Consider the following 25,377-nt stretch of genomic DNA (forward strand, 5'->3'; position numbering starts at 1 on the left):
CTGGGGATTGTCCTCCTAGGTTACGGCACCGCGCGCCGTGCGTCATCTTAGGTACGACGGCGCAGCTAGGAAGCCTGCCCCACGCGGCCCCCGCCGTGGCCTGCGGCTAGCGCCCACCCAGGGCGGCGCGCAGCACGGGCAGAATCTGGATATCGCCGGGCAGCCACTTCACGCTGTCGAGCTCCGCGGCGGTGAGGACGCGGGCATCGCGGTGCGCCGGGCCCAGGGTGATCTCCCCGAAGGGCCGCGCCAGCCACACCATCATCCGCAGCCCGGCGTTATGCTCCCCGGAACTGAGGTCCCAGGATCCATCCGGGCTATCGGGATTGGCCAGCTGCCGGCCGATATCAATACCGCAGCCCAGTTCCTCGGAAATCTCCCGGTGCAGGGCCTCGCGCGGGGTTTCCCCGGGTTCCACTTTGCCGCCGGGGAATTCCCACAGGCCGTCCGCCCATTCAGGGTAGGAGCGCTGGGTGGCCAGCACGCCGCTGGGATTGGTGAGGTCGGCGACGAGGGCTGCGCCCACCACCAGGCGGGGCGCCGGCTCCGCGGTGGAGTCCGGTGCCGGAGCGGTTACCGGGGCCGGCTCAGATACGGGTATTAGGTGAGATGTGGATTCGGATGTCATATCGGATACCTCCTCGCCGCCCATATTAATTCCTGGGGTGGGCGGTGCGGATACGCGTTCACCTTGTGAGTGAGTTCTGCCACCGGATAAACTGGCCGCGCATTGCCCCACCCTGCGGGCGCCGTTCGCGCACCGTCCCCGCGCGTATCCGCACCGCTCCCATGTTGCCGATCACAGGAGATCACCATGACCCACCACTGGAGTTCTGAGGCGCTTTTCGGCTCCGGGGAGTTCCTCGCGCAATCGGTTAACCGCTCGTTGATTGCCTGGCCCGCGGAGCAGATCGCGGAGGGCGACAGCTTTGAGCTGTGGGTCTGCCCGGACGGGGCCGGGGTGCTCGGGGATAGTGCGCGTGGCGATAGGGGCGCAGAACAGCTCGGCATCACGCGGCTTTGCGCCCTCGCGGTGGACCCGGGCGGTATCCCGGCTGCGGCCATTCCTACCCGCCCTCACCTGGCCGGCTATGCCGCGCTACGCCTGAGTGGGGTGCCGTCCCATCAGCTGCGTGAGGCCCTGCGCGGGCAGCTCCTGGTGGCACGCCGTAGTGGCTCCGGTGAACTGAACGCTCTGACCGGGGTGCAGATTGCCGGGATGATTGATGATCTTTACGCGGGTGCCCGCCAGGCGCGCCTCGGTGTCACGTGGAACGGGGATGCGCCCGCGGTGGCACTGTGGGCACCCACCGCCCGCCAGGTTCGTATTGAGGTGACGGGCGCGGGCGAGGGTGCGGGCGATGGCGCGGGTGCGGGCGCGGGCGACGGCGCTGGCCCCGCCACTGGTGCCGCTGCGTGCACCGCTAGCTCCGCCACGCGCGACGCCACCCGAACCGCTGCCGCGTGCACCACCACGCACCCCATGACCCGCGATGAGCTGGGTATTTGGCACGTGCATGGCACCCCGGCCTGGAAGAACGCCAGCTATCTTTTCGAGGTCGAGGTTGTGGAACCCCGGGCGGGCACCGTGGTGACCTACCGGGTAACCGACCCCTACGCGGTGGCCCTCACGGTGGATTCCGAGCGCGCCGTCTTCGTGGATATGGATGACCCGGCCTACCAGCCAGAACTCTGGCGCACCGCCCCGCAGCGCACCCTCACCAACCCGGCCGCCCACACCATTTACGAGCTGCACGTGCGCGATTTTTCAATGTCGGATCCCATCGTTCCCGAACACCTGCGCGGAAAATACGGTGCGTTTACGCTGCCGGATTCGGCCGGGATGCGCCACCTGCGCGCCCTGGCCGCCGCCGGGATGACCACCGTTCACCTCCTCCCCACCTTCGATATCGCCACTATTCCCGAACGCCCCGAGAACCAGAAAATCCCGCGGATCCCGCCGGCCGCCCCGGATTCCCCGGCCCAGCAGCAGGCCGTGAGTGCGGTGGCGGATTCCGATGCCTATAACTGGGGCTACGATCCGTTCCATTACCTGGCGCCGGAAGGTAGCTACGCGGTGGAACCCAATGGCGGGGCGCGCATAAATGAGTTCCGTGCCATGGTGGGAGGGCTGCATGCGGCTGGCCTCGGTGTCGTACTCGATCAGGTCTACAACCACACCGCCGCAGCGGGCGGGGCGCCGGCCTCCGTCCTCGATAAAGTGGTACCCGGTTATTATTACCGCCTGGACGCGCGCGGCGCCGTCGCAACGTCGACCTGCTGCCCGAATGTGGCGACTGAAAACCTCATGGCGGAAAAACTCATGGTCGATGCGGTGGTGCTGTGGGCCAAGCACTATCGCGTGGACGGTTTCCGTTTCGACCTCATGGGCCACCATACGCGGGCAAATATGGAGGCGGTGCGCGCCGCCCTCGATGCCCTCACGGTGGAGCGCGACGGCATCGACGGCACGCGCATCTACCTCTACGGGGAAGGCTGGAATTTCGGGGAGGTGGCCGATAATGCGCGGTTCCGCCAGGCCACCCAGCTGGAGCTGAACGGCACCGGGATCGGGGCCTTCAATGATCGCCTGCGCGATGCCGTCCACGGCGGCGGGCCTTTCGATTCCGATAAACGCCACCACCAGGGCTACGGCACCGGCCTGTTCACCGACCCGAACGGCCACAGCCCGTGCTCTCCGGAGGAGAATCGCGCACGCCTCGGGCACGCCACCGACCTGGTCAAACTCTCCCTCGCCGGGGCTCTGCGCGATTTTCGCTTCCGCACCCACACCGGGGAATGGAAAAGCGGCGCCGAGCTGGATTACGGCGGGCGGCCCGCCGGTTTCGCCGCCCAACCCCAGGAAGCCGTCAATTACGTGGACGCACACGATAACGAAACCCTGTGGGATATTGGCGCCTACAAGCTGCCGCTCTCCCTGAGCACCGATGACCGCATCCGGATGGCGCTGCTCTCCCTGGCCACGGTGGCGCTCGGGCAGGCCCCGGCTTTCTGGCACGCGGGCACCGAGCTGCTCCGCTCGAAGTCCCTGGACCGGGATTCCTATAATTCCGGGGACCATTTCAACCGCCTGGATTTCTCCGGGCAGAGCAATAATTTCGGGGTGGGCCTCCCGCCCGCCAACCGCAACGAAGCCTCCTGGCCGGTCATCCGGCCGCTGCTGGCGCGCCCCGAACTGCGCCCCGGCCCGGAACAGATCGCCCGCGCGGGCGCCATCGCCTGCGACCTGCTGCGCCTGCGCCATTCCAGCCCGCTCATCACCCTGGGAAGCGCGGAGCTTATCCGCGCGAAAGTGAGTTTCCCCAACGGCGGGCCGGGCGCCACCCCCGGCCTCATCATCATGCGCATCGACGACACCGCCGGCCCGGATATCGACCCGCAGCTCGACGGCATCATCATCGCCTTCAACGCCTCCCCGCGCCCCGTCACAGAAAAAATCGAGGGCGTCACGGAAACCTATGAGCTTTCGCCCATTCAGCTTCATGGGCACGACGACGCAGTCCGCGCCGCCACGCTCATTAGCGGCACCGTTACTGTGCCAGCCCGCTCCGTCGCGGTTTTCCTGCTGGCGCAGCGGTCATAACTGTGCTGTGCGGTGTGCTGTGCCCCTATCCCGCGGGGGGCTAGCGACGCTTGGAATTCGCCCACGGTTATGCCGCGGGGACGCTAGCTGCGCCGCCCGCTGACGGTGGGATCCCCGGGCAGCCAGAAGCGCAACGGTGCATCCTTATTTCGGGAAATCCCAATGCGAGGCCCCACCCGGTAGGGCAGCGGCGCCGGCGGCAACTCCAGCCACAGCGCCCGCCCCGCCAATCCGGCGGAAGCAGTCACCGGGGCAAGAGTGCAGCTGCGTGCTTCGGCAGGACTGGGGGTGACGGCGGGATCGAGCACCCCGCCATCTGCATCCCGCACCATCAGCGGCAGCCCGCTCATGGAGATATCCAAAGCTAACACCTGGCCCAAGTTGCCCGGCCCGCACGCCAGGGCCTGGCGCGCGGGCGGTGTGGCCCCTGGCCGGGTCCGGCGCCGGCGGGCCTCCTCCAGCCCGGCCACGACCTCGCCGGCGCGCAAGAGCACCGCGCTGGCCTGGCCATCCGCCCCGCAGACGATATTGCCGATGCGATGGATGCCGTAGCTGAGATAGACATAGAGGTGGGCGGGTGGCCCGAACATGACGCGGGCGCGCGGGGTGGGTCCGGCGAAAGCGTGGGAGGCCGGGTCGCTCGCCCCGAGGTAGGCTTCCACCTCGGTGAGGCGCACCGCCACGGCGCCGTCGCCTACCACCGCGCCCAGCAGCAGCGGGGCCAGCTCATCGGCCGGCCGGCTCAGGTCCGCGATGCTCGCCGCCTCGGCGCTTTCCGCCGCGGTGCCCGCCATATTCGCGTCCGTCATACTCCTCCCGCCGCTACTCCTCCCAGTGCTACGCCTACCGCTCTTACGCCCTATCGAGTCGGGTGCTCGGGTGAGTGCCGCGCGCCGCCTAGGCGTCGTCGCCCATACCCTCAAGGTTGGACAGCGCTTCGCGAATCTGCGCGGCGCTGGCCCGCAGGGATTCCAGTTCCGCGTCGGAGGGCTTCATATCGATCTGCCGGATCGCGCCGCGCGCCCCCACGATGGTGGGCACGGACATGCACACCCCGGAAATCCCGTTCCAGCCGGTCATGAGCCGGGAAACGGAAAGCACCACGTGTTCGTCGCGCAGCACCGCCTGGATAATCCGGGAGGCCGCCAGCCCGATGGCGTAATTCGTGGAGCCTTTCCCTTCGATCACTTCGTAGGCGGCGTTGATGACGCGGTCAGCGATACCGTCGAGGAGTTCATCGGTGACCGGGCCGGAGCGCAGCTCCCATTCGCGGATCGGCACCGTGGAAATCGACGCCATCGACCACATGGGAGTTTCGGAATCCCCGTGCTCGCCGCACATATAGGCGTGCACATTCGAGGTGGCCACGTGGAACTTCTGCGAAATGAGCTGGCGCAGCCGCGAAGAATCCAGCACGGTTCCTGTCCCGAAAACGCGCGCGGGCGGCAGCCCGGAGATTTTGAGGACGGCTTGGGTGACCACGTCCACAGGATTGGCGACGACGACGAAAATCGCGTTGGGGGAGAGCTCAACGAGTGGGGGAACAATGGAGCGCATCATCGCCACACTCGCGCCCGCAAGGTCCAAGCGGGACTGGCCCGGCCGCTGGCGCGCCCCGGCGGTAATGACGATAACATCGGAATCCGCGGTGGCCTCCACGTTATCGGTGCCCTCAATTTTGGCGGTCGGCATGAACTGGCCACCGTGCATAAGATCGAGAGCTTCGGCATGCACTTTTTGTGCGTTGATATCTTGAAGAACAACATGCCGGGCCACGCCCTTGATGAGCATGGCGTAGGCGAGGGAGGTGCCCACCGCCCCGGCGCCAATAATAGAAACCTTTGAGCCTTCAGTGCGCTGGTCAATCATATTTCACTATTTTAGCCGGTGCGGGCCGCGCCAAACGGGGGCTACGGGCCGTTTGCCGGCCCGCGGCACCGCCCGGCCGGCGCTGACCCGCCCTTAGCTGACCCGCACCGCCGTGCGGCCGTAACGCTGGCCGGCCAGCAGCTCGCGCCCGGCTGCGGGAACCTCCGCCAGCTCAATCACGTGGGTGAGGGAATCGAGCACGCCGGTATCCACGTGCTCGGCCAGCAGCTTCCAGGCGCGCAGACGCAGTTCGCGCGGGGCCCGCACCGAATCCACCCCGGCCAGGGTGACGCCCCGCAAAATAAAGGGCAGCACCGTGGTGGGCAGCGCGGTTCCGCCGGCCAGCCCGCAGGCGGCCACCGTCCCGCCCCAGCGAGTTTGCGCCAGTAGATTCGCGAGCACCTGCCCGCCCACGGTATCCACCCCGCCCGCGAAGCGGCTCTTCTGCAGCGGCCGCGCGGAAGGAGCCTCGAATTCCGAGCGCGCAAGCACCTCGTTTGCCCCGAGCCCGCGCAGGAAATCCCCGAAGCGCTCGGCCCGCCCGGTCAGCGCCACCGGTTCATAGCCGAGCCGTGCGAGGAGGTGGAGCGCGATACTTCCCACCCCGCCGCTCGCCCCGGTTACCACAACGGGGCCGTCCTTCACCGCGTGATCACTGAGCGCCAGCACGCACAGCGCCGCCGTATACCCGGCCGTTCCCAAGGCCGCTGCCTGCGCGGCGCTGAACACTTCCGGCACCGGCACGCAGGCATCTCCCGGAACCAGCAACTGCGGGGTGTAACCCCCGTGCCGGAATTCACCCAGCCCCGCACCGTTCACGCTGACCAGCTGCCCCGGGCGCACCGGGCTGTCCGGGCCGGCCTCCCGCACCGTCCCCACCGCGTCAATACCGGGAATAAGCGGGCTGACCCTAGCCACACCCCGGTCGCCTTTCAGGCACAGCGCATCTTTGTAATTGAGGGAGGACCAGGAAATATCGAGGAGCACATCGCCTTCCCCGAACGGGGCCGCATTTGCTCCACCGGCCTGAGTATCGAAAGTAACTGTGGGCGCGGCTGCGTCGTCGTACCGCACAAAAATAGTAGCCATGCATTAAGCGTACCGGCGCGGCATCGGCCACGCTTTCCGGCTACTATCTGAAGTAGACCCGGCGCGTGAGCCGGGCACAAGGCGCAGATAGGGCCGGCCGCTACTTCCACGCATTCGCAACGATGGTGGTCCCGCCCTATCCTGGCGGAAAGGTGATTCATGATCAACATTAAAGAGGCGGTGGATTCTTTCACTTCCTGGCAAGAAGAGCTTTATGTCCACCTGCATCAGCATCCCGAACTTTCTATGCGGGAAAAAGAAACGTGTGACACTATCGACGCGGAACTGACGCGCCTCGGGTACGCAACGCAGCGGATCGGCGGCGGCGTCGTCGGTGTGCTGGAAAACGGGGAGGGGCCCGCGGTGCTCTTCCGCGCCGATATCGACGGGCTCCCGGTCAAGGAAGCAACCGGGCTCGAGTACGCATCCACGCAGACGCGCACGGACGCGGACGGTAACGAAGTCCCGACCATGCATGCCTGCGGCCACGATTTCCATATTTCTTGCGCCCTGGGCGCGGCCCGTATTTTCGCGGAAAACCGCGAGGCCTGGGCCGGCACCTATATCGCGCTGTTCCAGCCCGGGGAAGAAACCGCGGCCGGGGCGCGCTCCATGGTGGCCGACGGCCTGGTCGATAAGATCCCGGCGCCGGATGTGGCTCTCGGGCAGCATGTGCTGGCCGGGCCGATGCGCGCGGGGCAGGTCGGCACCCACGCCGGGGCGATTCTTTCCACCGGTGCCTCCGTTAAGGTGACGCTGCACGGGAAGGGCTCGCACGGCTCCATGCCGCATCTGAGTATCGACCCGGTGGTGCTGGCCGCCGCCGTGGTGACTCGGCTCCAGAGCGTGGTGGCGCGCGAAATTAATCCCTTCAAGATGGCGGTGCTGACCGTGGGTTCCATCCACGCCGGAAGCAAATCAAATATTATTCCGGACACGGCCACTCTGCTTATTAATATTCGCGCGTATGACATGGACGTGCGCGAACAGCTCCTTGATGGCATTAAGCGCACCGTCACGGCCGAATGCGAAGCGGCTCGCGCCCCGCAGGCACCGGAATTTGAGATCTACGATTCCTACCCGCTTACTAATAACGACGACGCAACCACCGCCAAGGTCACCCAGGCATTCCTGGCACACTTCGGGGAAGAGCGCGTGATGGATTGCGGCGAAGTATCGGCTTCCGAAGATTTCAGCGTGATCCCGGACGCCTTCGGGATTCCCTACACCTACTGGGGCTTCGGTGGATTCGCGGAAGGCGCGCCCACCTACCCCAACCACAACCCCGCCTTCGGGCCGGTTCTCCAACCCACCCTCGCCACCGGCACCGAAGCCGCGGCCGTTGCCGCGCTCGCCTGGCTGGCGCGGGACTAGCGGGACCACATTTCCACGATGACAAAGGATAAAACTATGGCTACCACCAATGGCGCAAAGGCGCCGGCCGGTACGGCGCAGGCTGGCACGGCGCCGGCCGGTAACCCGCCGCAAGAAACCGGCTACCGCGGCACCGAAAAACTGCTGTGGGGCATCGTCCTCGCGGTGGTGACCTTCTGGCTGTTTGCCGGAACTGCCGCCACCGTGGCACCCAATATTATGGAGGACCTCGGTAACGTGGACGCGGCCGGGATGAACCTCGCGGTTTCCATTACCGGCCTGTTCTCCGGCCTCTTCATGGTGCTCATGGGCGGCCTGGCCGATAAGATCGGGCGCGTGCGCATCACCCTCCTCGGGATTGTGCTCAACGCGGCCGGTTCGCTGCTGCTCATTTTCGCGGCCGGGGGCGTGGCGCTGCCGCTGCTGCTGACCGGGCGCGCGATCCAAGGCCTGGGCGCGGCCTGCATTATGCCGGCCTCGATGGCCCTCGTGAAGGCCTACTGGGATGGCCCGGCCCGCCAGCGCGCGGTGTCCATGTGGTCGATTGGTTCCTGGGGCGGCTCCGGCCTGGCCGCGATCTTCGGCGGCACCGTGGTGCAATTCGTGGGCTGGCGCGGAATCTTCATCGCCTCGATTATTATTTCCGTGCTCGCCTTCCTCATGATCCTGGGCACCCCGGAAAACCGGGTGGAAAGCACCGGCCCGCGCAAGAGCTTCGACGCCATCGGCCTGGTGCTCTTCATCGCCGGCACCCTCGGACTCATGATCGTGCTGCTCTACGGCTCGAAACTCGGCTGGGGGAGTGCAGCAACGCTCCTGCTCACCGCGCTCGCGGTGGTGTCCTACGCGCTCTTCTTCGGGTGGGAACGCAAACAGGCGAACCCCTTCATTGATTTCGCGCTTTTCAAGAACACCACCTTCACGGGCGCCACGATCTCCAACTTCCTGGTGAACGGCACCATCGGCATGCTCATTATTAGCCAGCAGGTCATCCAGCTGGCCGGGCACAAGGCGGACGGTTCGCTCTACACCGCGTTCGACGCTGGCCTGCTGTCGCTGGGCTACGGCGTGTGCATTATCGCCTTCATCCGCATCGGCGAGAAACTCCTCCAGCGTTTCGGGCCGCGCAAGCCGATGATCTGGGGCTGCCTCATCACCATCGTGGCCTGCGGGCTGCTCATGACCACGCACCTGCTTATCGGCCAGTACGTGCTCATGGCGGTAATCGCCTACTGCCTCTTCGGCCTGGGCCTGGCCTTCTACGCCACGCCCTCCACGGACGCGGCGCTCTCGAACCTGCCGGCTTCCCAGGCCGGTTCCGGTTCGGGTATCTACAAGATGGCCTCCTCGCTGGGCGGGGCGATCGGTACCGCGATTTCGCTGGCGGTCTTCTACGGGCTGCAGGGTGCCCCGGTGCCGGATGTGATCGCGATGTCCGGGCGTACGGATAACTCTTCGATTCGCCTGGCCGCGATGGTCGCCTTGGGTGTTTCTTTGGTGTTCTTGCTGCTCGCCATTGTTTCTATTACGACGACGGTACCCAAGGGCGGGGGCTCTGCCACCGCGGGTGCTTCGGCTCCCAGCGCGGCTCCGGCCCCGCAGCTCGCTCCGGACGACGAGCGCCAGGAGATTATCGCGCGCCTGTCCGAGCTGCCGCTGCGCGACCTCCAGCGCCTGGAGCGCCAGCTGCTCGTGGACGAACTCTCCGGCTTGGACACCAAGGCTTTGCAGGCCCTGGTGGAGAAGCAGAAGGCGTAGTTCTTCGCGCGGCGCGCTCGCGGAGCGGGTGCGCCGGCGGAGCGAGATAGCTACATGGTTGTGGGTGTGTATCGCAGATTTCTGCGGTGCGCACCCACACCTCGTTAAAGCTGATGTGTTTTCGAAGCGGTCGGGTACTTACCTACCGCTTGAGGTACCGCGGCCGGATGCCTCGGCAGTACAGTGCCGCGCATAATCCTGCCGCTACACACATGCAGGCAGCGATAAGCCACAGCGAGGGGCTATTGCTCCGCGATTGCACCAGATTCCAGGCGCTCTCACGATCAGGCGCAAAAGCTGCGCTCAGGAACACCAACACCAGGGGAAGTGCCCACATGAGGCGTGCGCCGAAGAAGTAGGCACTCACGATTCCAAGTGCCAGCCACGCAACGTGAAGCCGGAGCAGGCTGAGCCCGGCAGAGTCGTGAGTGAGTAGCACGAGAACTCCGGTTAATGCCGTAGTAGCGCTGGCGATTTCGCACCCTACCGTTAGTAAAATACTCGCCGGAGCTTTACCGCAGTAGTCCTTCTCCTCACGCGGGGCCATGACACTGAGGAGAGCCAGGGGTATGCAGAAGGTGAGCATGCGGCCAAGCGGCGTGGTCCCACCTGAGACCCACGAATGGAAGGTGTGGTCTTCCCCGAGCAAATAGATAGCGATGAGGGCGGCAAGGGCGATACCGAATGCCTTCAAAGCTCGGTGAGCGCGAAGGTAGATGAGCCACGGGTGCACGGTCATCGTGCTACCTCTCTAAATCAGCAACAGATGCTGCATACGTCGCCTGAGCCCAGGCGCGCTGTTCCGCTTCCGGTAGTGCGGTAATTGCTCGCGCGCGTTCCACTGTCGCGGAATCATGACCGTCGGCAATAAAGGAACTATCTGTTTTATTCGGGGCGCCTCGCATCATGAGCCACACGGTAAAATCTCCACGTGCAACTTTGCCAGCCTCGGTATTCGAACGTTCAACGTAGCTCGGATTCGTGAGGGGATATACCAGCGCAGTGACGAGCATGCTTTCGTCATCCATATCCGCGCTCGAAAAGTTCAAGGTTCGCCCGCCGTAGTGATTACCGTTGAGGGCGAATTCTTCGAAGGTATCCAAGACTGGCATTCCTTCGGGGATAAGCGGCAGGATGCGGTCGCTGATATTCGTAAATGTTCTCAAAGCGGGTTCGTGTTCTTTCCATACGCACAGGAAAGGTTGAGACGTGGTGCATACCTGACCGCCGCCCCGGCGTTGGCTCGGCTCCGGGAAGAGCGTGCTGGTAGCGATGAGGGTAGCAACAGCAATAAAGGCAAATATCAAGCTTCCCACGCTTTGTTTTTTATGCCAGCCGGAACGCCGGGGAAGGAAAAGTGCGGGGATGAAGGCCAGTGCTGTCACTGCAATAAGGGTGTAGAGCTGGGGGAGTGACACCTCCATATAGGGCTCCAGCACAGTGTATTGAGTAGTAAACATGGCAATGCCTAGCATTGCCCCGAAGCTTCCCACTGCAAGTACGGCGCTAGATGCATCTATTCGCCCGATCATATGGCCAATAAGTACACCCAGGAATCCGAGGCATAGGTACCCGATGATCGGATGAATATTGACCGGCGCGAGCTCTTCGCGTGCCATGGCAGTTACCCCTAGGGCAGCACCACTGAGCATCGCTCCCGTGAAGAGGACGGTGAGGAGCCCCGGCATAAGCGCGCTGGCGTTCTGCATGAGCACGCGACGCGGGGAATAAGGCGCCCACGTGGGAAGATCTACCGCACGGATTCGTTCGGAGTGAATTGCCTGCACCGCAGAAACCAGCGGCATTCCGAAAATAAAACCGCAGAGAGCGTAATTTGCTGTGGCACTTGTATAGCCCACCCAGGAATCACGTAGGAGCCATAACGCTATCGCTCCGACTATCAGGGTGAGGAGTGCGCTGATGAGATGGGGGTGACGTTTGAGGTAGGGCCAGAAAATCATGACATGGTCCCCCGCGGAGTTTCTCCGGCCAATACCGCCATAAAGCCCGCCTCCGCCAGGCTCATATCTCGCGTATCAGTGCCAGTGTGGCTACCAAGGTTTTCCAGTTCCGCCACCGTTCCCGAAAAACGGATAGTGCCCTGGTCGAAGACCAGAACAGTTTCAGCTACATGAACAATGTCCTCAATGAGGTGGGTGGAGATAATAACGGTATCTGCGAGGTGCGCGCCAAGGAGTTTTCGGAATTTTACGCGCTGCACCGGATCCAAGCCGGCCGTTGGTTCATCAAGAAGTAATATCTGCGGGTCGCCCACTTTGGCGGCGGCCAATCCGGCTCGTTGCAATTGCCCACCAGATAGACTCCCCATTTTCTTATTGGCGAGGTCGTCAATATCAAAATCACGGAGGTTCGTGCGCACCGAAGCGTCAATATTTGAGCGCGCCACGCCACGCACCCAGCCGATATACGAAGCGAATTCCGCAACGGTGAGTCTGGGATCAAATGTGATTTTCTGCGGCAGGTAGCCGATGCTTTGCCCTAGTTCGCGCCAGCTGAGTTTCTGGAGTGGTTTCCTGGAAATATAAACGCTGCCGTCACGCGGGCGCAATTGGCCGGCCAGGGTACGTAGCAGGGTGGTTTTACCGGCACCGTTTGGCCCCAGCAAAGCGGTGACCTCGGAGGGGAACTCCGCGTCAAGTCCGCTAAAGACGGGATTCGACGCGGAGTACCCCTGGGTTAGATGACGAGTAGTCAGCATAGTCTCCACCCCTGCCGCCAAAGCTATTGAACGTTTCGTGTACTCTTTGAGCCTACAACGTGACGTGGGATACACGCAATAGCTTAGATCGGTTATTTATTTCCGGAGTAAAGCTCTATCGGGAGGAGTCATAGCCGCGCATATTCCGCATCGCTCACCGGCTCGAGCCATTCGTTGGAGGTATTCGTTCCGGGAACTTCCACGGCGAGGTGGGAGAACCAGCTATCGGGCGCGGCCCCGTGCCAGTGTTTGGTGCCCGCCGGCACATTGATCACATCCCCGGGCAGCATTTCTTCCACCGGCTGGCCCCATGTCTGGTGGAATCCTCGGCCGGCCACGCAGATAAGGATCTGGCCGCCGCCGCTGGAAGCGTGGTGAATATGCCAGTTATTGCGGCAGCTTGGCTCGAACGTCACGTTGTACATGGGAACCTGGCTGGTGGAAACCGGCGCAAGGTAGCTCTGCCCGATAAAGTACTGGGCGAAACCGTCATTGGGTGCACCGATGGGGAAGGGGCATTCGCGCGCGTGGCGTTCCTTGGCGCTCAGTGCATCCGTGCCAGGATTGGAGCCAGCGCTACCAGCCGCACCCGCAGTCTCAACGCTCCACACATCTTTCGCCAGATTGAAAACTGCCCACGCCTTCGGCCAACCCACATACATGGCCGCATGTGTGATGATCGCGGCGATCTCCTCCCGGGTCACCCCGTGATTCTTGGCGTTCTCCAAGTGGTACCGCAGCGAAGAATCTGTGATCCCGGAGGCCATGAGAGCCACTACCGTGACCACGCACTTCATTTTGAGAGATAGCGCGAGTTGATTCCATACCCGCCCAAAAAGAACATCGTCATTGAGTTCGGCAAAAAGCGGGGCAAAATCTCCCAGCTGGTCACGGCCCGCGGTTTGGGTAATCTTCTCACTCACCTGAGATCATCTCCTTCGCATATGGCCGACGCCCTTGCCCAGCCAAAAACAGACTACACCCCGGCGCAGCTGGTCTCGGGTGCGCCGGGGTGTAGGGGCGGGCCTTAGTGGCTCGGTCCGTTCATAGGTGCGTTACTTGCGCCGGTGGCGTTCCAGGGCGACGCCGCCGCCAAGGCACAGGGCACACAAAGCGATGACGCCCATGATCTTTGCCAGGGTGCTCAGCTTAATGCTCCGATCCCAGCCGCTTGCCGAAGCGTCCGCATTTGCGCCGGCGGCCACCTGGTTGCCCTGGCCCGCCGCGCCATTGGGCATGCCAACGAAGGCGGAACCGGAGGGCGTGCCAGCACCGGGCGTGGCACTCGCCGACGGAGTAGCGGAGGGGGCAGCTGCCTTCCCGGCCGCCGGCCCACCGGCCTTCGCCGGAGTGGGGGAGAGGGGGCGCGGTGCCCCGCCGCCACCGGCCTGCGGTGCGCCAATTACCTGGGTGCCCGTGAGGGTGGCGCCACCACCGGGGCCGAGTGGCGCGTTGCCGCTCGGCGGCAGCACCTTCGCCCCGGGATTTTCCGGAACTGGAGCGGGCGCGGGCGGCCCGGCCGGAGTTAGCGGCTTATTCCCGGGATTATTTCCCATGCCGGGTGTACCCGGCTGCGGAGTCGGTTTCAATGTGCTAATGCCCCCCGGGGTTCCGGGTGCGGCCGACGGTTGCGGCGCGGGAGCGGCGCCCGGCGTGGGAGCACCACCCGGATTGCCGGTGCCGCCCGGGTTGCCTCCGGGGTTTCCTCCCGGATTCGGCGTCCCGCCGGGATGCCCGCCACCCGGGTTGCCACCGGGATTCCCGCCCGGATTCGGATCCGCGGAGGGATGATCCCCGCCGCCCGGTTCGGGAGCGGTGGGATCGCCGGGGATGCTCACGGTTCCCTGCTCGTAGCCGGCGATCGTCTCATCCCCGACCAAGAAAACTAGGCGGCCCGCCCGGTTGGCCCCGCCCGCGCCGGAAGCTTCCGGCGCGGCTGCGGCGTCGTCGTACCACACCCGTAGCGCGTACACGCCCGGCTGCGTGAAGGCCCAGCCGGCGTGCTGGTGCGTGGGATCGGGCAGGTCAAGGGCGGTGCGCGAGGCGTCGAAGAGCCGATCCACGTTCCCGAAACCGCTCAGCGCGTAGGCGTGATACTGCGCGCCCGCCGGAATCGACTCCGGCTCCACGTGGAAACGCGTGGGCTTGCGGTAGCTTTCCGTGGACCACCCGGGCCAAATATGCGAACGATCCCAGTTCTGGGGCAGCTGGTAGAGCCGGGCGCCCTCCGCGCCGAGGAAATCAAAAGCCGCGCCTTTCGCCCGCGGGGACTTCGCCGAATCGGGAACCGCCAGCGCCACCGTGCTCACATCGCGCTGCACCGAGGTGGTGGCGTGCTCGAGGGTGTCGTCCTTGAGGGTAACGCCCGGGCCGCCCTCGCCCGGCACCGCCTGCAGGTCCACGTGGCCGCGCCGCAAAATGGTGCGCGACGGGGCGGGCTTCGGTGCGGGAGCTGGTGCGGGAGCGCTGGGCGACACAGAAGGCGTGGGCGCCGGCGCGGGCGGATTCGGCCCAGGATTCGGGCCGGGATTCGGTGCAGGATTCGGCCCTGGCCCCGGCGCCGGTTCGGGCTGCGGCCCGGGGGCCGGCTGGGTGCCGGTACCAATAGCGGGAGCCGCGGCGAGTCGCCCGGAATAGCTTTGCGGGGCGCTCAAATCCATGGTGCCGAAGCGCACGTCGGCGGCCGCGCTCATATTCACTTCCGGATGCGGGTCGATGCTGAGCTTGAGATGGTAGCCCTCGCACCAGGAATCGCCCTGGGTTACGGTGGCCACGCCGCGCGAATCCGTCACCATATTCACTTCGCAATCCGGGTACTTATCCTCCGGTTTCGCGTAGTAACCGCCGTGCACGTACGCGCGCACCTTCGGATCCGCGAAAGCAACCGAGGTGGTCACGTTTCCGGTGGCTGTCTTTTCCGTGCGCACCGTGTAATCGAAGGACGACGGCGTATACTCCCCGCCCGCCATGGCCGGCGCCGGGTCCTGCGAATGGGGCTCGGGCAGCTGCGCGGCGCTCTCCGAGGTGCTGGCCTCGGCCGCCCCGAAGGCGTAGGAGACCGGGGCGGAAATCCAGCGGGCCCCGGTGGTTGCCTGAGCTCCGGGAGCCGAATTAGCTGCGCCGTCGGCCTTGGGCGCGCCGGCCGCGCCCTGCGTTCCCGGGGTGGCGGGCACGAAAACCGCCTGGAAATTCGAGGCGCCCGAGCCGATCATCTCCGCCCAGCGCGCCTTCCCCTTCTCTACCGGAACCTCAGCCAGGAAGTAACCATCCAGGAAGAACTGCACCTTCCCCGCCACCGTTTCCGAACCGGCATCGAAACGCAGCTCGGTGAGCTGGTCATCCGCGTCATGCTCGCGGCCCGCATACGGGGCGAGGGAGAAACGGTAGCCGGAGGTATCCCCGGTGGGGGCAGCGTTGAACGCGGTAGCCAGATCGGTGCCCGCTTCCTTGGCGGGGCGGGTGCCGCCCACCTGCCATACAAAGGGAATCTCCTGCGAGGCGATAATCTTGCCGTCCACCCCGCGCGCGATGGCGCGATAGGTCAGGGTGTAGCGCCCCGGCTTGGTGAAAGCGGTCTCGTTGTGGGTGTGGCTGCCGGGCACCAGGTAGGAGACCCGCCGCCCCGTCTCGTGGCTAGAGAACAGCGGGAGGTAGAGGTCCATATTGGTCATGAAGGCTTCCATGCGCCCCGGGCCGTCGAATTTGGTCAGCTCCAGCGCGAAGGTGCCGTTGCGGAATTGCTCCACCGGAATGGCGGCATCCGCACCGAAACCGGCCCAGATGGGGAAGGGGCCGCTGGGCATACCCGGCGCGGAATACCAGCGCTCGGCAACCTTGCGCAGATGCCCGTAAGCCTCGTTATCCGGGGGCAGGAAAATGTACTGCTGCCCGCCCTGATTCGAGCCGGAGCGCGCGTAGCCGCGCCCCACCCAATTGACGGTCTTCTCCAGTGGATACAGCTCGTCATAGGCTTCGTTTTTCAGCACGAACGTACCGTTTTCCCAAAAAACCTTGGGGGCGTCAACGTGCGCCGTCGTTGTGACAATCTTTCCGTCATCCGGGGCGGCCGCGGCGGCCGGAGCTATTCCGGCGGTGAGTGCGGCGGCGGCCAGGGCCGCGAGGAGGCGTCGTGCCATTCTGTCTCTTTCCGTTTCGGTGTGCGGCAGTCCGCGTGAGAGACAACCGCATCACCCCTTATTGATAATCATTATTGTTATCAAATAGGCTAGGTGGCGCAAGTACCGCAAGGAAAGGAAAGTCATGACAGCACTCACACGGCGTGCTGCGGCGGGGCTGGCGGGCGCCATGGCGGCGCTCCTGGCCGGGTGGGGAGCGTTCCTTCCTGCCGCCCAAGCCGCACCGGCGCCGGCAGCACCCGCGGGGGTGGGAGCCGGGCACCCCACCGTTCTCACCTCCGGGCATATGGACCTCTTCAATATCTCCGCAGGCGCAGACGGCACCATCTCCCTCAATCTCAAAGAAGACGCCACCGGCACCGGGGTGGGGCGCGCCCCCGAAGAAACCGTGATCGGGGTAGTGGAGCGAACGTTCACTAGCAAATCTGCCGATGTTCCGCAGCTGGGTACACCCGGCTTTTTACTTGACCAGGTGCAGCAGCCCGGAATTGTGTGGCCCGGCTGGGATTCCGGGGCGGCACGCCAGCTCGGCGGCACCGCGGCGCGTTTCGTGGTGGAGCAACTCGAAGGCCCCGGCAAGGTCTTCCTGTGGGAAACGAATTTCGCCACCCTCAACCCGATTCTGCGCGACGCCGCCGGCGCTCCGAGCTTCCAGATGGGGCCGGGCAGCGTGATCGCCCAGCCTGAACCCGCGCACCAGCACGCCAATTGGCTCTTCTCCGCGCCCGGCACCTACCGCATGACGGTGCGCGCCGAAGTGGATACCCCCGGCGGCACCCTCACCGCGCCCGCCCGCACCTACACCTGGGCGGTGGGCGACGCCGCGATTGCGGCCGCGCAGGGTCACGATAACGATGGTTCTGGTAGCGGTTCCGGTAGTGGTTCCGGTAGTGGGAACGACGGCGCCGCTGGCGTGCCGGGCGATTCGTCTACTCCGGGCGGTGGATCCACCCCGGGAGCTGGCAATGGGGGAAGTGGCGCCAACGGTGCGAACGGTGCGAACGGCGCGAACGGCGGGAACGGCGCTAACGGCGGGGCCAACGGCGCGCCCGGCATCCCGGCGCCGAACGGCGGCGCTACGCAGGCACCCTCGGGCCAGAACCCCTCGGCTCAAGCGCCCCAGTCCCCCGCGGCTCAGGCTCCCGCAGGCCAGGCGCCCCAAGCTCCGGCCGGCCAAGCACCGCAAGCACCTGCCGCGCCGGTGTGCATCCCCACCCCGGTGGAGCGCGCCGCGAGCGGCGGTGCCAGTGGCTCGCATACGATCCCGGCCAATACCCACGTGCACCCCAATTGGGTCTTCACCCAGCCGGGCACCTACACGGTGGGTCTGGCGCTCAACGCCACCGCAACGGACGGCACCCGCCTGTCCACTACTACCACTCTCACCTTCAACGTCGGGGGCAGTGGCACCGCCAATAGCGGCCACTATGATCTGGGCGCGGTGGTGGACGGTGGGCAGCTGCGCGCCGCCGTCAAGGACGATAATTCCGGGCAGTGGCTCGACCCGGCGTCCCTGAGCTTCGGGCTGGGGGAGGCCGCGGCCACCACCGCCCCGGCCGGCATCGATTTCGTGGCGAGCGCCGGCGAGCGCATCTACATGATTTCCTCCAGCCAGGTTTCCGGAGTGCCGTGGCTCGGCGCGAATACCCAGCATCCCAGCTTCCGCGAAGCAACCACCGGCGAACTCACCCTGAGCGTCACGAGCGTGTCCGGCCCCGGCAAGATGGCCGTTTTCGAATCGGGTACCTTCGGCCAGCTGGTCGGCCAGCAGTGGTTCGGTTCGAGCGGCGGCGGCACCGAAACGGTGTGGGAAGGCCGCACCGCGGATGGGCAGCCCTGCGAACTTTCCGCCGAACAAATCGCCCAGCTGGAACGCGAAGGCAAGAAGCTCGGCAATAACCTCGCCCATTCCGGCTCCGAGGTGATCGACCCGCTCTCGGTCACCCTGGCCCTCCTCTGCGTGGGTGGGGTGGTGCTGTACACCCGCAAGCGGGCCTAGCCTATGATGGGGGCAGCGTCCGCTTCGGCGCCTGTGGCGGCGGCCGGGCGCGGCACACCCAGTCAATATACGAGTGAAAAGCGCGGGATACTTATGAAGATTTCAATTCTGGTGGGTAGTTTGCGGCGCGGTTCCTACGCGCGCAAAATCGCGAGCGAAGTGGCCGGCTATTTCCCCGAAGGGTACGAGGTGGAGATTGTGGAGATCGGTCACCTGCCGCTCTACAATTTCGATTACGACGACGCAGCTGTGACGGACGTACCCCTGCCCGAAAGCTACACCAGCTTCCGGGAAACCATTAAGGCCAGCGATGGCATCCTCTTCGTCACGCCGGAAAATAACCGCACCGTGCCGGCCTGCCTGAAGAATGCCGTGGATATCGGCTCCAAGCCCAATAGCGATGTGGCCTGGAAGAACAAGCCGGCCGGCATTATCAGCCATTCGGTGGGGCGCATGGGTGGCTACAGCTCGCAGAAGAACCTGCGCCTGGCGCTTTCCTACTTCGATATGCCCATGCCCGGGCAGCCCGAAGTATTCCTGGGCCGCTCCCCGGAACTCTTCGACGAATCCGGCAAGCTGAAGGCCGATACCGCGGACTTCGTGCGCGGCTATATTGACCGCTTCGTGGCCCTGGTTGAGAAGAAGTAAATCTCGCTCATCGCGTAGCGCACCCCCGAGTTGGCTCCGGCCGGCCCGGGGGTGCTTTTTCGTGGCCCGGGCGCTCGCGGGAAAGGGGCGGCGTCGTCGTTATGACATACACCACTGCGGCGAGCCTTAAGTCCTAGGTGCCCACAATGCGACACTATATCTAGTGGTCTAAATTGAAGCGACCACAATATCTAGTGTTTTGATGAAAATTGGAGAAGTCATGAGCGCACCTGATGGACGGCATTACACCCTGCGTTCCTTTATGCCGCCGCAGTACATCCAGCATCCCGAGGGGCCTTTCCGGCCGATCAACTGGAATTACGTCCCGGAGGAGAAGGACTTGGAGGTGTGGCGCCGGCTCACCGCGAATTTCTGGCTGCCGGAAAAGGTGCCGCTCTCCAATGACCTGCCTTCCTGGCAGCGCATGAGCGAGGTGGAGCAGACCCTCGTGATGCGGGTCTTCACCGGCCTGACCCTGCTCGATACCGTGCAGGCGAGCATCGGCGAAATTAGCCAGATTCAGGACGCGCACACCGAACACGAGCAGGCCGTCTACGCCAATATTGCCTTCATGCAGGCGGTGCACGCGCGCTCGTATTCCTCGATTTTCTCCACCCTGGCCTCGAGCACCCAGATTGAGGAAGCCTACACCTGGGCCGTGGATAATCCGCTGCTCCAGCAGCGGGCCAAGGCGGTGCTGGAACACTACGTGGGCGAGGACCCCCTCAAGCGTAAGGTTTCCTCCACCCTGCTGTCCTCGCTGCTGCTCTACGCCGGGTTCTTCCTGCCCCTCTACCTGTCCTGCCGCGGCAAGCTCATGAATACCGCGGATCTTATCCGCCTCATCCTGCGCGATAAGGCGGTGCACGGGTACTACTCCGGGTACAAGTACCAGCGCGGCCTGGAAGAATGCAGCGAAGCGCGCCGTGCGGAAATGGAAGAATTCACCTACGGGTTGCTCGAGAAGCTCTACCAGATGGAACTCGAGTACTCCGGTGAACTCTACGAACCCGTGGGGTTGATGGACGACGTCGCAATTTTCGTCCGCTACAACGCTAATAAGGCGCTTATGAACCTTGGCTACCAGGCGCGCTTCAGCGGTGAAGAAACGCGGGTGAGCCCGGAGATCCTCACTGCGCTCTCCCCGGCCGCCGATGAAAACCATGATTTCTTCTCCGGTTCGGGCTCCTCGTACATTATTGGGGAATCGGAAGATACCACCGATGACGATTGGGATTTCTAAAGTAGCCCAAAGATAAGTAGTCCACATACGAATAGCCAAAGGTGGGCGGCCCAAAGGTCCTGACCTGCGGCGTGATGATCGGGGCGGCCACCTGCGCGGGCGATGCGTGCGGGTGGCTGCCCCGAAAAAACGAGAGATTGGGTACATTTCGTGGAGTGATGCCCCAGGTAGGGACCGTGGCGGCACATAAGTATTCACGCGGCGGGACGCGGCGCAGATCGGGGGATGTACCGCGCGTGCGCCCGCCCTTTCGCCGCGCTGGCACGGGACTTTAGTACCGCCTGGGTGGTGTGGGTGGTGAGCGAAGGCTCGCACCGCCGCGGAAAAGTATTATTATTCACGCGCTTGCGGGCGGTAATGTGGCGGCGTGGGTGTGCGGCCGGGCCGCTGAAAAAGCGACCGAGCGAGCCTGAGCGCAGCGAAGCGTCCGGCTCAAAACAGCGCGGTACTGCGGGTTAATACTTAGTAAATAATTCTGAAACAGTGTGATAAAAAGTTAGTTATCTCCGCGGGGGAAGCTGTGTTGCTACGCGGTTTATATAACCTTTTGTACTGAATAATTGAATACGGCTCTTTGTGCTAGGCTCATGAATTGTTTAGGCGATTTAGCTGACGGGGTCGGTTGAATTGCGGGGGGGGGGTGCTCTCCAGCGCTACCCTCCCACAATTGACGCTCTCCTCATGCTTCACCCTAACGATCCATAAACCTACTAATGGAGAAATAATGTCCCAACACACGGAGTCGACTCAGTCGGCGCCCGGAGTCTCCGCGTCTGTGTCCCGCAAGGGTGGGCATCGTCGTCGCACGAAAGTGTGGGCCGGTCTCACCGCCGCGGCGCTCATGACGGCGTTTGCTTCGGGAATCGCCTACGCTGCACCGCAAGGTAATTCCGGTGCGGCGCCGACTGCTCCCACGGCGCAGTGTCCGACGTATGTCGGTGACACCGCCGTCGAAGCAGGCGCGAACCAAGCTGGCGCTAACCGACCGGATATTCCTTTCAAGCAAGATGCCATTATCGAAGCCGATGCTTTCAAGACCGGCTGGATTAAGAGCACCACCGATGCCAGTAACGCCAAGAACACGCTCTCGGGGCGTGCGTTCTTCGGTGGCGTTGGCACGCCGGCAACCACGTCCAACGGTGCAACCCCGGTTCCGGACGGAATCAAGGTGTACCTCCAGTGGCGTGATACCGACGGCGCGGCCTCCCCGATTTACTCCACCACCGTCAAGACGATTGACGAGAGCGACGGAAGCCAGATCGGCCCCGGCGCCTACGCTTTTGATCTGCGCGTGCCTTGGGTAGATAACACCGGCAAGCAGCACCTCTACAAGGCTGTTGCTGGCCAGTACTACCGCCTGTGGATCAATGACTTCACCAACCCGGCCGGTAACCCCGTCACCATGGTGCGCCAGGCCGGCGGCTTCTTCCCGGGTGCCTTCGTCAATAGCGTGACGGCCAATAACCTGGGCCAGTTCCCGCTTATCGGCACCAATATGCAGCGGACCGCAGTGTTCATGTACACCGATCCGAATGATTACCTCACCCGCCCCAAGAACGAATGGGTCAATGACGACAAGGGTCCCCTGACCGACCCGGCCGTGACCCTTTCTACCCGGGACTCCGTTTCCGGCAAGGTGTGGTTCGAATCCGGTGCTGGCGATCTTGCCAACTCCGCCACCGGACCGAACTTCAACACCTCGGGTGACGTGGTGGCCTCCGGCTACACCGTGGTGCTTTCGCAGCTGACCCCCGCTGGCAAGGCTGCGCTCCAGGAACTGCGTAATGCCACCCCGTCCGTGAATGACCGCGAGGTCAAGGTCCGTGACATGCTCACCGAGCACCCCGATTACATTGAGGGCACCTACACGGCCACCACGGACAGCAAGGGCATGTACACCATCCGCCTGCCGAAGGATGCCGGCGCGGATGTGGACCGTATTTACATGTACGTCCTGGACCCGAACGGGCGAGTAGTCCCGAACTACTCCTCCTTCATGCGCCAGACCTTCAATATGTTCAACTCGAATGCTTCGTGGACTCCGCAGACCTCCGCGGCCGTCAATCTGATTACCAATAACTGGTACAACGTCAATCTGGCGCTGGTGCTCAGCGTGCAGGTGGAACTGGATATCACGAACTTCGACGCGCAGGAAAACTACGCCCTCCCCGGGCAGACCGCTGAAGTCAAGCTGACCGGCAAGGATCTCTCCCCGCTGCCTAACCGCATCGAGTGGACCGATTCCAAGGGCAAGGTTGTGCAGACCAACGGCGGCCTGAAGAAGCTGAGCGACGCCAGCAAGGCATACTTCAAGGTTCCGGATAACGCGAAGGACGGCGAAATCTACACGGCAACTCTGTATGCCGCTGAAAACGCTGTTTCTTCGGATTCCTTCATCGTGCGCGCGATTCCCGTCAAGTACGACGCCGTCCAGGTGAAGAAGACCCAAACCGAGAAGAGCAAGGCTCCTTACGCGACCCGCGAAGCCAAGGGCTTCACGCAGGCCGGTAATAACAAGTACCAGCTGCCCGCCGATGCCACCTACGAACTGGGTGAAGGCGCGAAGGCCTGGGCTACTGTTGATCCGGCCACCGGCGTGGTGACCGTCAAGCCCGGCGCGGACGTGGCTCCCTGTGACTACCGTATCCCGGTGGTTGCTACCGTGACCGATCCGCTCAACGCCAAGAACAAGCTCAAGCTCAAGACCTGGGTTCCGGTCAAGGTGCTGGCGCAGCTCACCGATACCTACGATCCGAATTACAAGCAGGACAATACGGTAGAAGCGGGGCAGACCATTGAGGTCCCGGCCCCCACCTTCGACAAGCTCGCTACCAAGAAGGTCGAAACCGATCCCGCTCCGACGGAGAAGGGCAAGAAGACCACCTTCAAGCTCGGTGAGAACTCCCCGATTACCGCCACGGTTAACCCCGAAACCGGCGCCATTACGGTGACCCCGGCCGCGGGCACCGCCGCTGGCCCCTACGAGGTTCCCGTTGTTGTCACCTACCCGGATGGCAGCACCGATACCGTCAAGGTTCCGGTCACCGTCACCACCCCGGCCCCGGTCGATACTGACCGCGACGGTGTGAACGACGACGCAGACCAGTGCCCCACCATCGCCGGCCCGGCTTCCAATAATGGTTGCCCGGCGTGGAACAACGGCGAGGGCAAGCCCGGCACTGATGTGACGCTCACGAAGGACCCGAAGAACGGCCCGATCCCGAGCACCGCGACCTGCGAGGCCGGCAATGGTGCCACGTGCACCATCGGCACCGATGGCAACGTCGTCGTCAAGATTCCGGAAGGCACCGCCCCCGGCACCGAAATTCCGGTGACCATCAAGAACGAGGGCAAGACCCTCCACACACCCAAGGTGACGGTTACGGCCCCGGATCCGGTTCCGAACCCCGATACCGATAATGACGGTGTGAACGACGACGCGGACAAGTGCCCCACCATTGCCGGCCCGGCTTCCAATAACGGGTGCCCGGCCTGGAGCGATGGCGAGGGTAAGCCCGGCGCGGATGTGACGCTGGCGAAGGATCCCGCCAACGGCGATATCCCGAACACCGCGACCTGCGTGGCGGGTAACGGTGCTACCTGCACCATCGGCCAGGACGGCAATATCACCGTGAAGGTTCCGGACGGCGCAACCCCCGGTACCGAGATCCCGGTGACCATCAAGAACGACGGCAAGGACCTGGACACCTCCAAGGTGACCGTGCTTGCTCCGAATAACCCGGCCTGGAATGACACGACCACCAAGCCGAGCGAGCCGGCGCAGCTGCCTAACGCGGGTGGCCCGGTTCCGGATGGTTCCACCGTTGAGGTGACCGGCCCGGGTACCGCCAAGCTCAACGAGGATGGCTCGATCACGGTTACTCCGAACGCGAATGCGAAGGATAAGGACCAGATCGTCGTCAAGGTCAAGGACCCCAACGGCAAGGATCTGGATACGGCGACCGTGACCATTGCTGATCCTGATCCCGATAAGGACGGAGTGTCCGGGGATGCCGATCAGTGCCCGACCATCGCAGGGCCGGCTTCCAATAATGGTTGCCCGGCGTGGAACGACGGCGAAGGTAAGCCCGGCACTGATGTGACGCTCACGAAGGATCCGGCTAATGGCCCGATCCCGGCTTCAGCCACCTGCGAAGCAACCGGTGGTGCCACGTGCACTATCGGCCAGGATGGCAACGTCGTCGTCAAGGTTCCGGCGGGTGCAACCCCCGGTACTGAGATTGCGGTGACCATCAAGGACGGTGACAAGGTCCTCGACAAGTCCAAGGTGACCGTCACGGCGCCCGCTCCGGTTCCGAACCCGGACGGTGATAACGACGGCGTGCCCGATGCTCAGGATCAGTGCCCCACCATCGCCGGCCCGGCTTCCAATAACGGTTGCCCGGCGTGGAACGACGGCGAAGGTAAGCCCGGCGCGGACGTGACGCTCACGAAGGATCCGGCGAACGGCCCGATCCCGGCTTCGGCCACCTGTGAAGCGACCGGTGGTGCTACCTGCACGATCGGTGCGGATGGCAATGTTGTGGTCAAGGTGCCCGCTGGCGCCAAGGACAAGACCGAGATCACCGTGACCATCAAGGATGGTGATAAGGTCCTCGACACCTCCAAGGTGACCGTCAAGGATCCGGATACCGATGGCGATGGCCTGACCGATTCCGAAGAGGAAAAGATCGGGACCGATCCGAACAACCCGGATACTGACGGCGACGGCATCAACGACGGGGACGAAGTGAACGGCACCAAGAACCCGTTCAAGGACGATAAGTTCAATAAGGACGGCAAGCCTGGTAACACTGACCCGCTCAACCCCGACACCGATGGTGACGGCGTGAATGACGGTGACGAAGTGACCGGCAAGAACAACGGTGGCAAGCCGACTAACCCGAACAAGGCCGATACCGATGGCGATGGCGTGAC

The 25,377-nt window shown here is 64.0% G+C and carries 16 protein-coding genes; 7 read left to right on the forward strand and 9 right to left on the reverse strand.

Features of this window, described 5'->3' with window-relative positions:
• Window positions 1-106: 106 nt before the first annotated feature.
• On the reverse strand, window positions 107-628 hold the full coding sequence (locus ACRQEC_RS04055) for a (deoxy)nucleoside triphosphate pyrophosphohydrolase (protein WP_284889770.1): 522 nt from the start codon (window positions 626-628) through the stop codon (window positions 107-109).
• Window positions 629-814: 186 nt separating this feature from the next.
• Here ACRQEC_RS04055 and pulA point away from each other — a divergent pair, with 186 nt between their 5' ends.
• On the forward strand, window positions 815-3,604 hold the full coding sequence (pulA, locus tag ACRQEC_RS04060; protein ID WP_284889769.1) for a pullulanase-type alpha-1,6-glucosidase: 2,790 nt from the start codon (window positions 815-817) through the stop codon (window positions 3,602-3,604).
• 83 nt (window positions 3,605-3,687) lie between these two features.
• Here pulA and ACRQEC_RS04065 read toward each other — a convergent pair whose 3' ends face one another.
• The 3 genes from ACRQEC_RS04065 to ACRQEC_RS04075 form a co-directional block, all read right to left on the reverse strand.
• Complete coding sequence (locus ACRQEC_RS04065; protein WP_284889768.1) at window positions 3,688-4,413, reverse strand: DNA-3-methyladenine glycosylase; 726 nt, start codon at window positions 4,411-4,413, stop codon at window positions 3,688-3,690.
• 88 nt (window positions 4,414-4,501) lie between these two features.
• Window positions 4,502-5,473, reverse strand: a complete 972-nt coding sequence (locus ACRQEC_RS04070; protein WP_026428978.1) for an L-lactate dehydrogenase — start codon at window positions 5,471-5,473, stop codon at window positions 4,502-4,504.
• 93 nt (window positions 5,474-5,566) lie between these two features.
• Complete coding sequence (locus ACRQEC_RS04075; protein ID WP_284889767.1) at window positions 5,567-6,562, reverse strand: acrylyl-CoA reductase family protein; 996 nt, start codon at window positions 6,560-6,562, stop codon at window positions 5,567-5,569.
• 159 nt (window positions 6,563-6,721) lie between these two features.
• Here ACRQEC_RS04075 and ACRQEC_RS04080 point away from each other — a divergent pair, with 159 nt between their 5' ends.
• Together ACRQEC_RS04080 and ACRQEC_RS04085 are read left to right on the forward strand one after the other, a co-directional pair.
• On the forward strand, window positions 6,722-7,936 hold the full coding sequence (locus tag ACRQEC_RS04080; protein WP_284889766.1) for an amidohydrolase: 1,215 nt from the start codon (window positions 6,722-6,724) through the stop codon (window positions 7,934-7,936).
• Between the two features lie 36 nt (window positions 7,937-7,972).
• A complete protein-coding gene (locus ACRQEC_RS04085; protein WP_087070033.1) occupies window positions 7,973-9,694 on the forward strand; it encodes an MFS transporter in 1,722 nt (573 codons plus the stop codon).
• Window positions 9,695-9,836: 142 nt separating this feature from the next.
• Here ACRQEC_RS04085 and ACRQEC_RS04090 read toward each other — a convergent pair whose 3' ends face one another.
• The 5 genes from ACRQEC_RS04090 to ACRQEC_RS04110 all read right to left on the reverse strand — a co-directional run bounded on the left by ACRQEC_RS04090 (window position 9,837) and on the right by ACRQEC_RS04110 (window position 16,549).
• A complete protein-coding gene (locus ACRQEC_RS04090) occupies window positions 9,837-10,433 on the reverse strand; it encodes a hypothetical protein (RefSeq protein WP_284889765.1) in 597 nt (198 codons plus the stop codon).
• Between the two features lie 4 nt (window positions 10,434-10,437).
• Window positions 10,438-11,499, reverse strand: a complete 1,062-nt coding sequence (locus tag ACRQEC_RS04095; RefSeq protein ID WP_284889764.1) for a DUF7224 domain-containing protein — start codon at window positions 11,497-11,499, stop codon at window positions 10,438-10,440.
• A 152-nt stretch (window positions 11,500-11,651) separates the two neighbouring features.
• Entirely contained in the window at window positions 11,652-12,413 is a 762-nt protein-coding gene (locus ACRQEC_RS04100) for an ATP-binding cassette domain-containing protein (RefSeq protein WP_284889763.1), read from the reverse strand.
• A gap of 128 nt (window positions 12,414-12,541) precedes the next feature.
• Window positions 12,542-13,336, reverse strand: a complete 795-nt coding sequence (locus ACRQEC_RS04105; RefSeq protein ID WP_284889762.1) for a carboxymuconolactone decarboxylase family protein — start codon at window positions 13,334-13,336, stop codon at window positions 12,542-12,544.
• Window positions 13,337-13,468: 132 nt separating this feature from the next.
• Entirely contained in the window at window positions 13,469-16,549 is a 3,081-nt protein-coding gene (locus tag ACRQEC_RS04110; RefSeq protein WP_284889761.1) for a choice-of-anchor M domain-containing protein, read from the reverse strand.
• Window positions 16,550-16,673: 124 nt separating this feature from the next.
• On the opposite strand from ACRQEC_RS04110, the gene ACRQEC_RS04115 reads away from it, so the two are divergent.
• The 4 genes from ACRQEC_RS04115 to ACRQEC_RS04130 all read left to right on the forward strand — a co-directional run.
• A complete protein-coding gene (locus ACRQEC_RS04115; RefSeq protein ID WP_284889760.1) occupies window positions 16,674-18,548 on the forward strand; it encodes a choice-of-anchor M domain-containing protein in 1,875 nt (624 codons plus the stop codon).
• A 93-nt stretch (window positions 18,549-18,641) separates the two neighbouring features.
• Entirely contained in the window at window positions 18,642-19,196 is a 555-nt protein-coding gene (locus ACRQEC_RS04120; RefSeq protein ID WP_306471156.1) for an NADPH-dependent FMN reductase, read from the forward strand.
• 220 nt (window positions 19,197-19,416) lie between these two features.
• The gene (gene nrdF, locus ACRQEC_RS04125) at window positions 19,417-20,439 is read left to right on the forward strand and encodes a class 1b ribonucleoside-diphosphate reductase subunit beta (protein ID WP_284889759.1); all 1,023 of its coding nucleotides are present in this window, start codon (window positions 19,417-19,419) and stop codon (window positions 20,437-20,439) included.
• 724 nt (window positions 20,440-21,163) lie between these two features.
• The coding region (locus ACRQEC_RS04130; protein ID WP_435730162.1) for a Rib/alpha-like domain-containing protein at window positions 21,164-25,377 on the forward strand (4,214 nt) is incomplete at its 3' end.

Source organism: Actinotignum saccati, from assembly GCF_051265055.1.
Taxonomy (GTDB): Bacteria; Actinomycetota; Actinomycetes; order Actinomycetales; family Actinomycetaceae; genus Actinotignum.

What these genes read in the sequence shown, in the direction of transcription:
- ACRQEC_RS04065 (WP_284889768.1), bottom strand. Translation starts at nt 4,413, where the DNA reads ATGACGGACGCGAATATGGCGGGCACCGCGGCGGAAAGCGCCGAGGCG.
- ACRQEC_RS04080 (WP_284889766.1), top strand. Translation starts at nt 6,722, where the DNA reads ATGATCAACATTAAAGAGGCGGTGGATTCTTTCACTTCCTGGCAAGAA.
- ACRQEC_RS04095 (WP_284889764.1), bottom strand. Translation starts at nt 11,499, where the DNA reads ATGCCGCTGGTTTCTGCGGTGCAGGCAATTCACTCCGAACGAATCCGT.
- ACRQEC_RS04075 (WP_284889767.1), bottom strand. Translation starts at nt 6,562, where the DNA reads ATGGCTACTATTTTTGTGCGGTACGACGACGCAGCCGCGCCCACAGTT.
- ACRQEC_RS04115 (WP_284889760.1), top strand. Translation starts at nt 16,674, where the DNA reads ATGACAGCACTCACACGGCGTGCTGCGGCGGGGCTGGCGGGCGCCATG.
- ACRQEC_RS04110 (WP_284889761.1), bottom strand. Translation starts at nt 16,549, where the DNA reads ATGGCACGACGCCTCCTCGCGGCCCTGGCCGCCGCCGCACTCACCGCC.
- nrdF (WP_284889759.1), top strand. Translation starts at nt 19,417, where the DNA reads ATGAGCGCACCTGATGGACGGCATTACACCCTGCGTTCCTTTATGCCG.
- ACRQEC_RS04085 (WP_087070033.1), top strand. Translation starts at nt 7,973, where the DNA reads ATGGCTACCACCAATGGCGCAAAGGCGCCGGCCGGTACGGCGCAGGCT.
- pulA (WP_284889769.1), top strand. Translation starts at nt 815, where the DNA reads ATGACCCACCACTGGAGTTCTGAGGCGCTTTTCGGCTCCGGGGAGTTC.
- ACRQEC_RS04070 (WP_026428978.1), bottom strand. Translation starts at nt 5,473, where the DNA reads ATGATTGACCAGCGCACTGAAGGCTCAAAGGTTTCTATTATTGGCGCC.
- ACRQEC_RS04100 (WP_284889763.1), bottom strand. Translation starts at nt 12,413, where the DNA reads ATGCTGACTACTCGTCATCTAACCCAGGGGTACTCCGCGTCGAATCCC.
- ACRQEC_RS04090 (WP_284889765.1), bottom strand. Translation starts at nt 10,433, where the DNA reads ATGACCGTGCACCCGTGGCTCATCTACCTTCGCGCTCACCGAGCTTTG.
- ACRQEC_RS04120 (WP_306471156.1), top strand. Translation starts at nt 18,642, where the DNA reads ATGAAGATTTCAATTCTGGTGGGTAGTTTGCGGCGCGGTTCCTACGCG.
- ACRQEC_RS04055 (WP_284889770.1), bottom strand. Translation starts at nt 628, where the DNA reads ATGACATCCGAATCCACATCTCACCTAATACCCGTATCTGAGCCGGCC.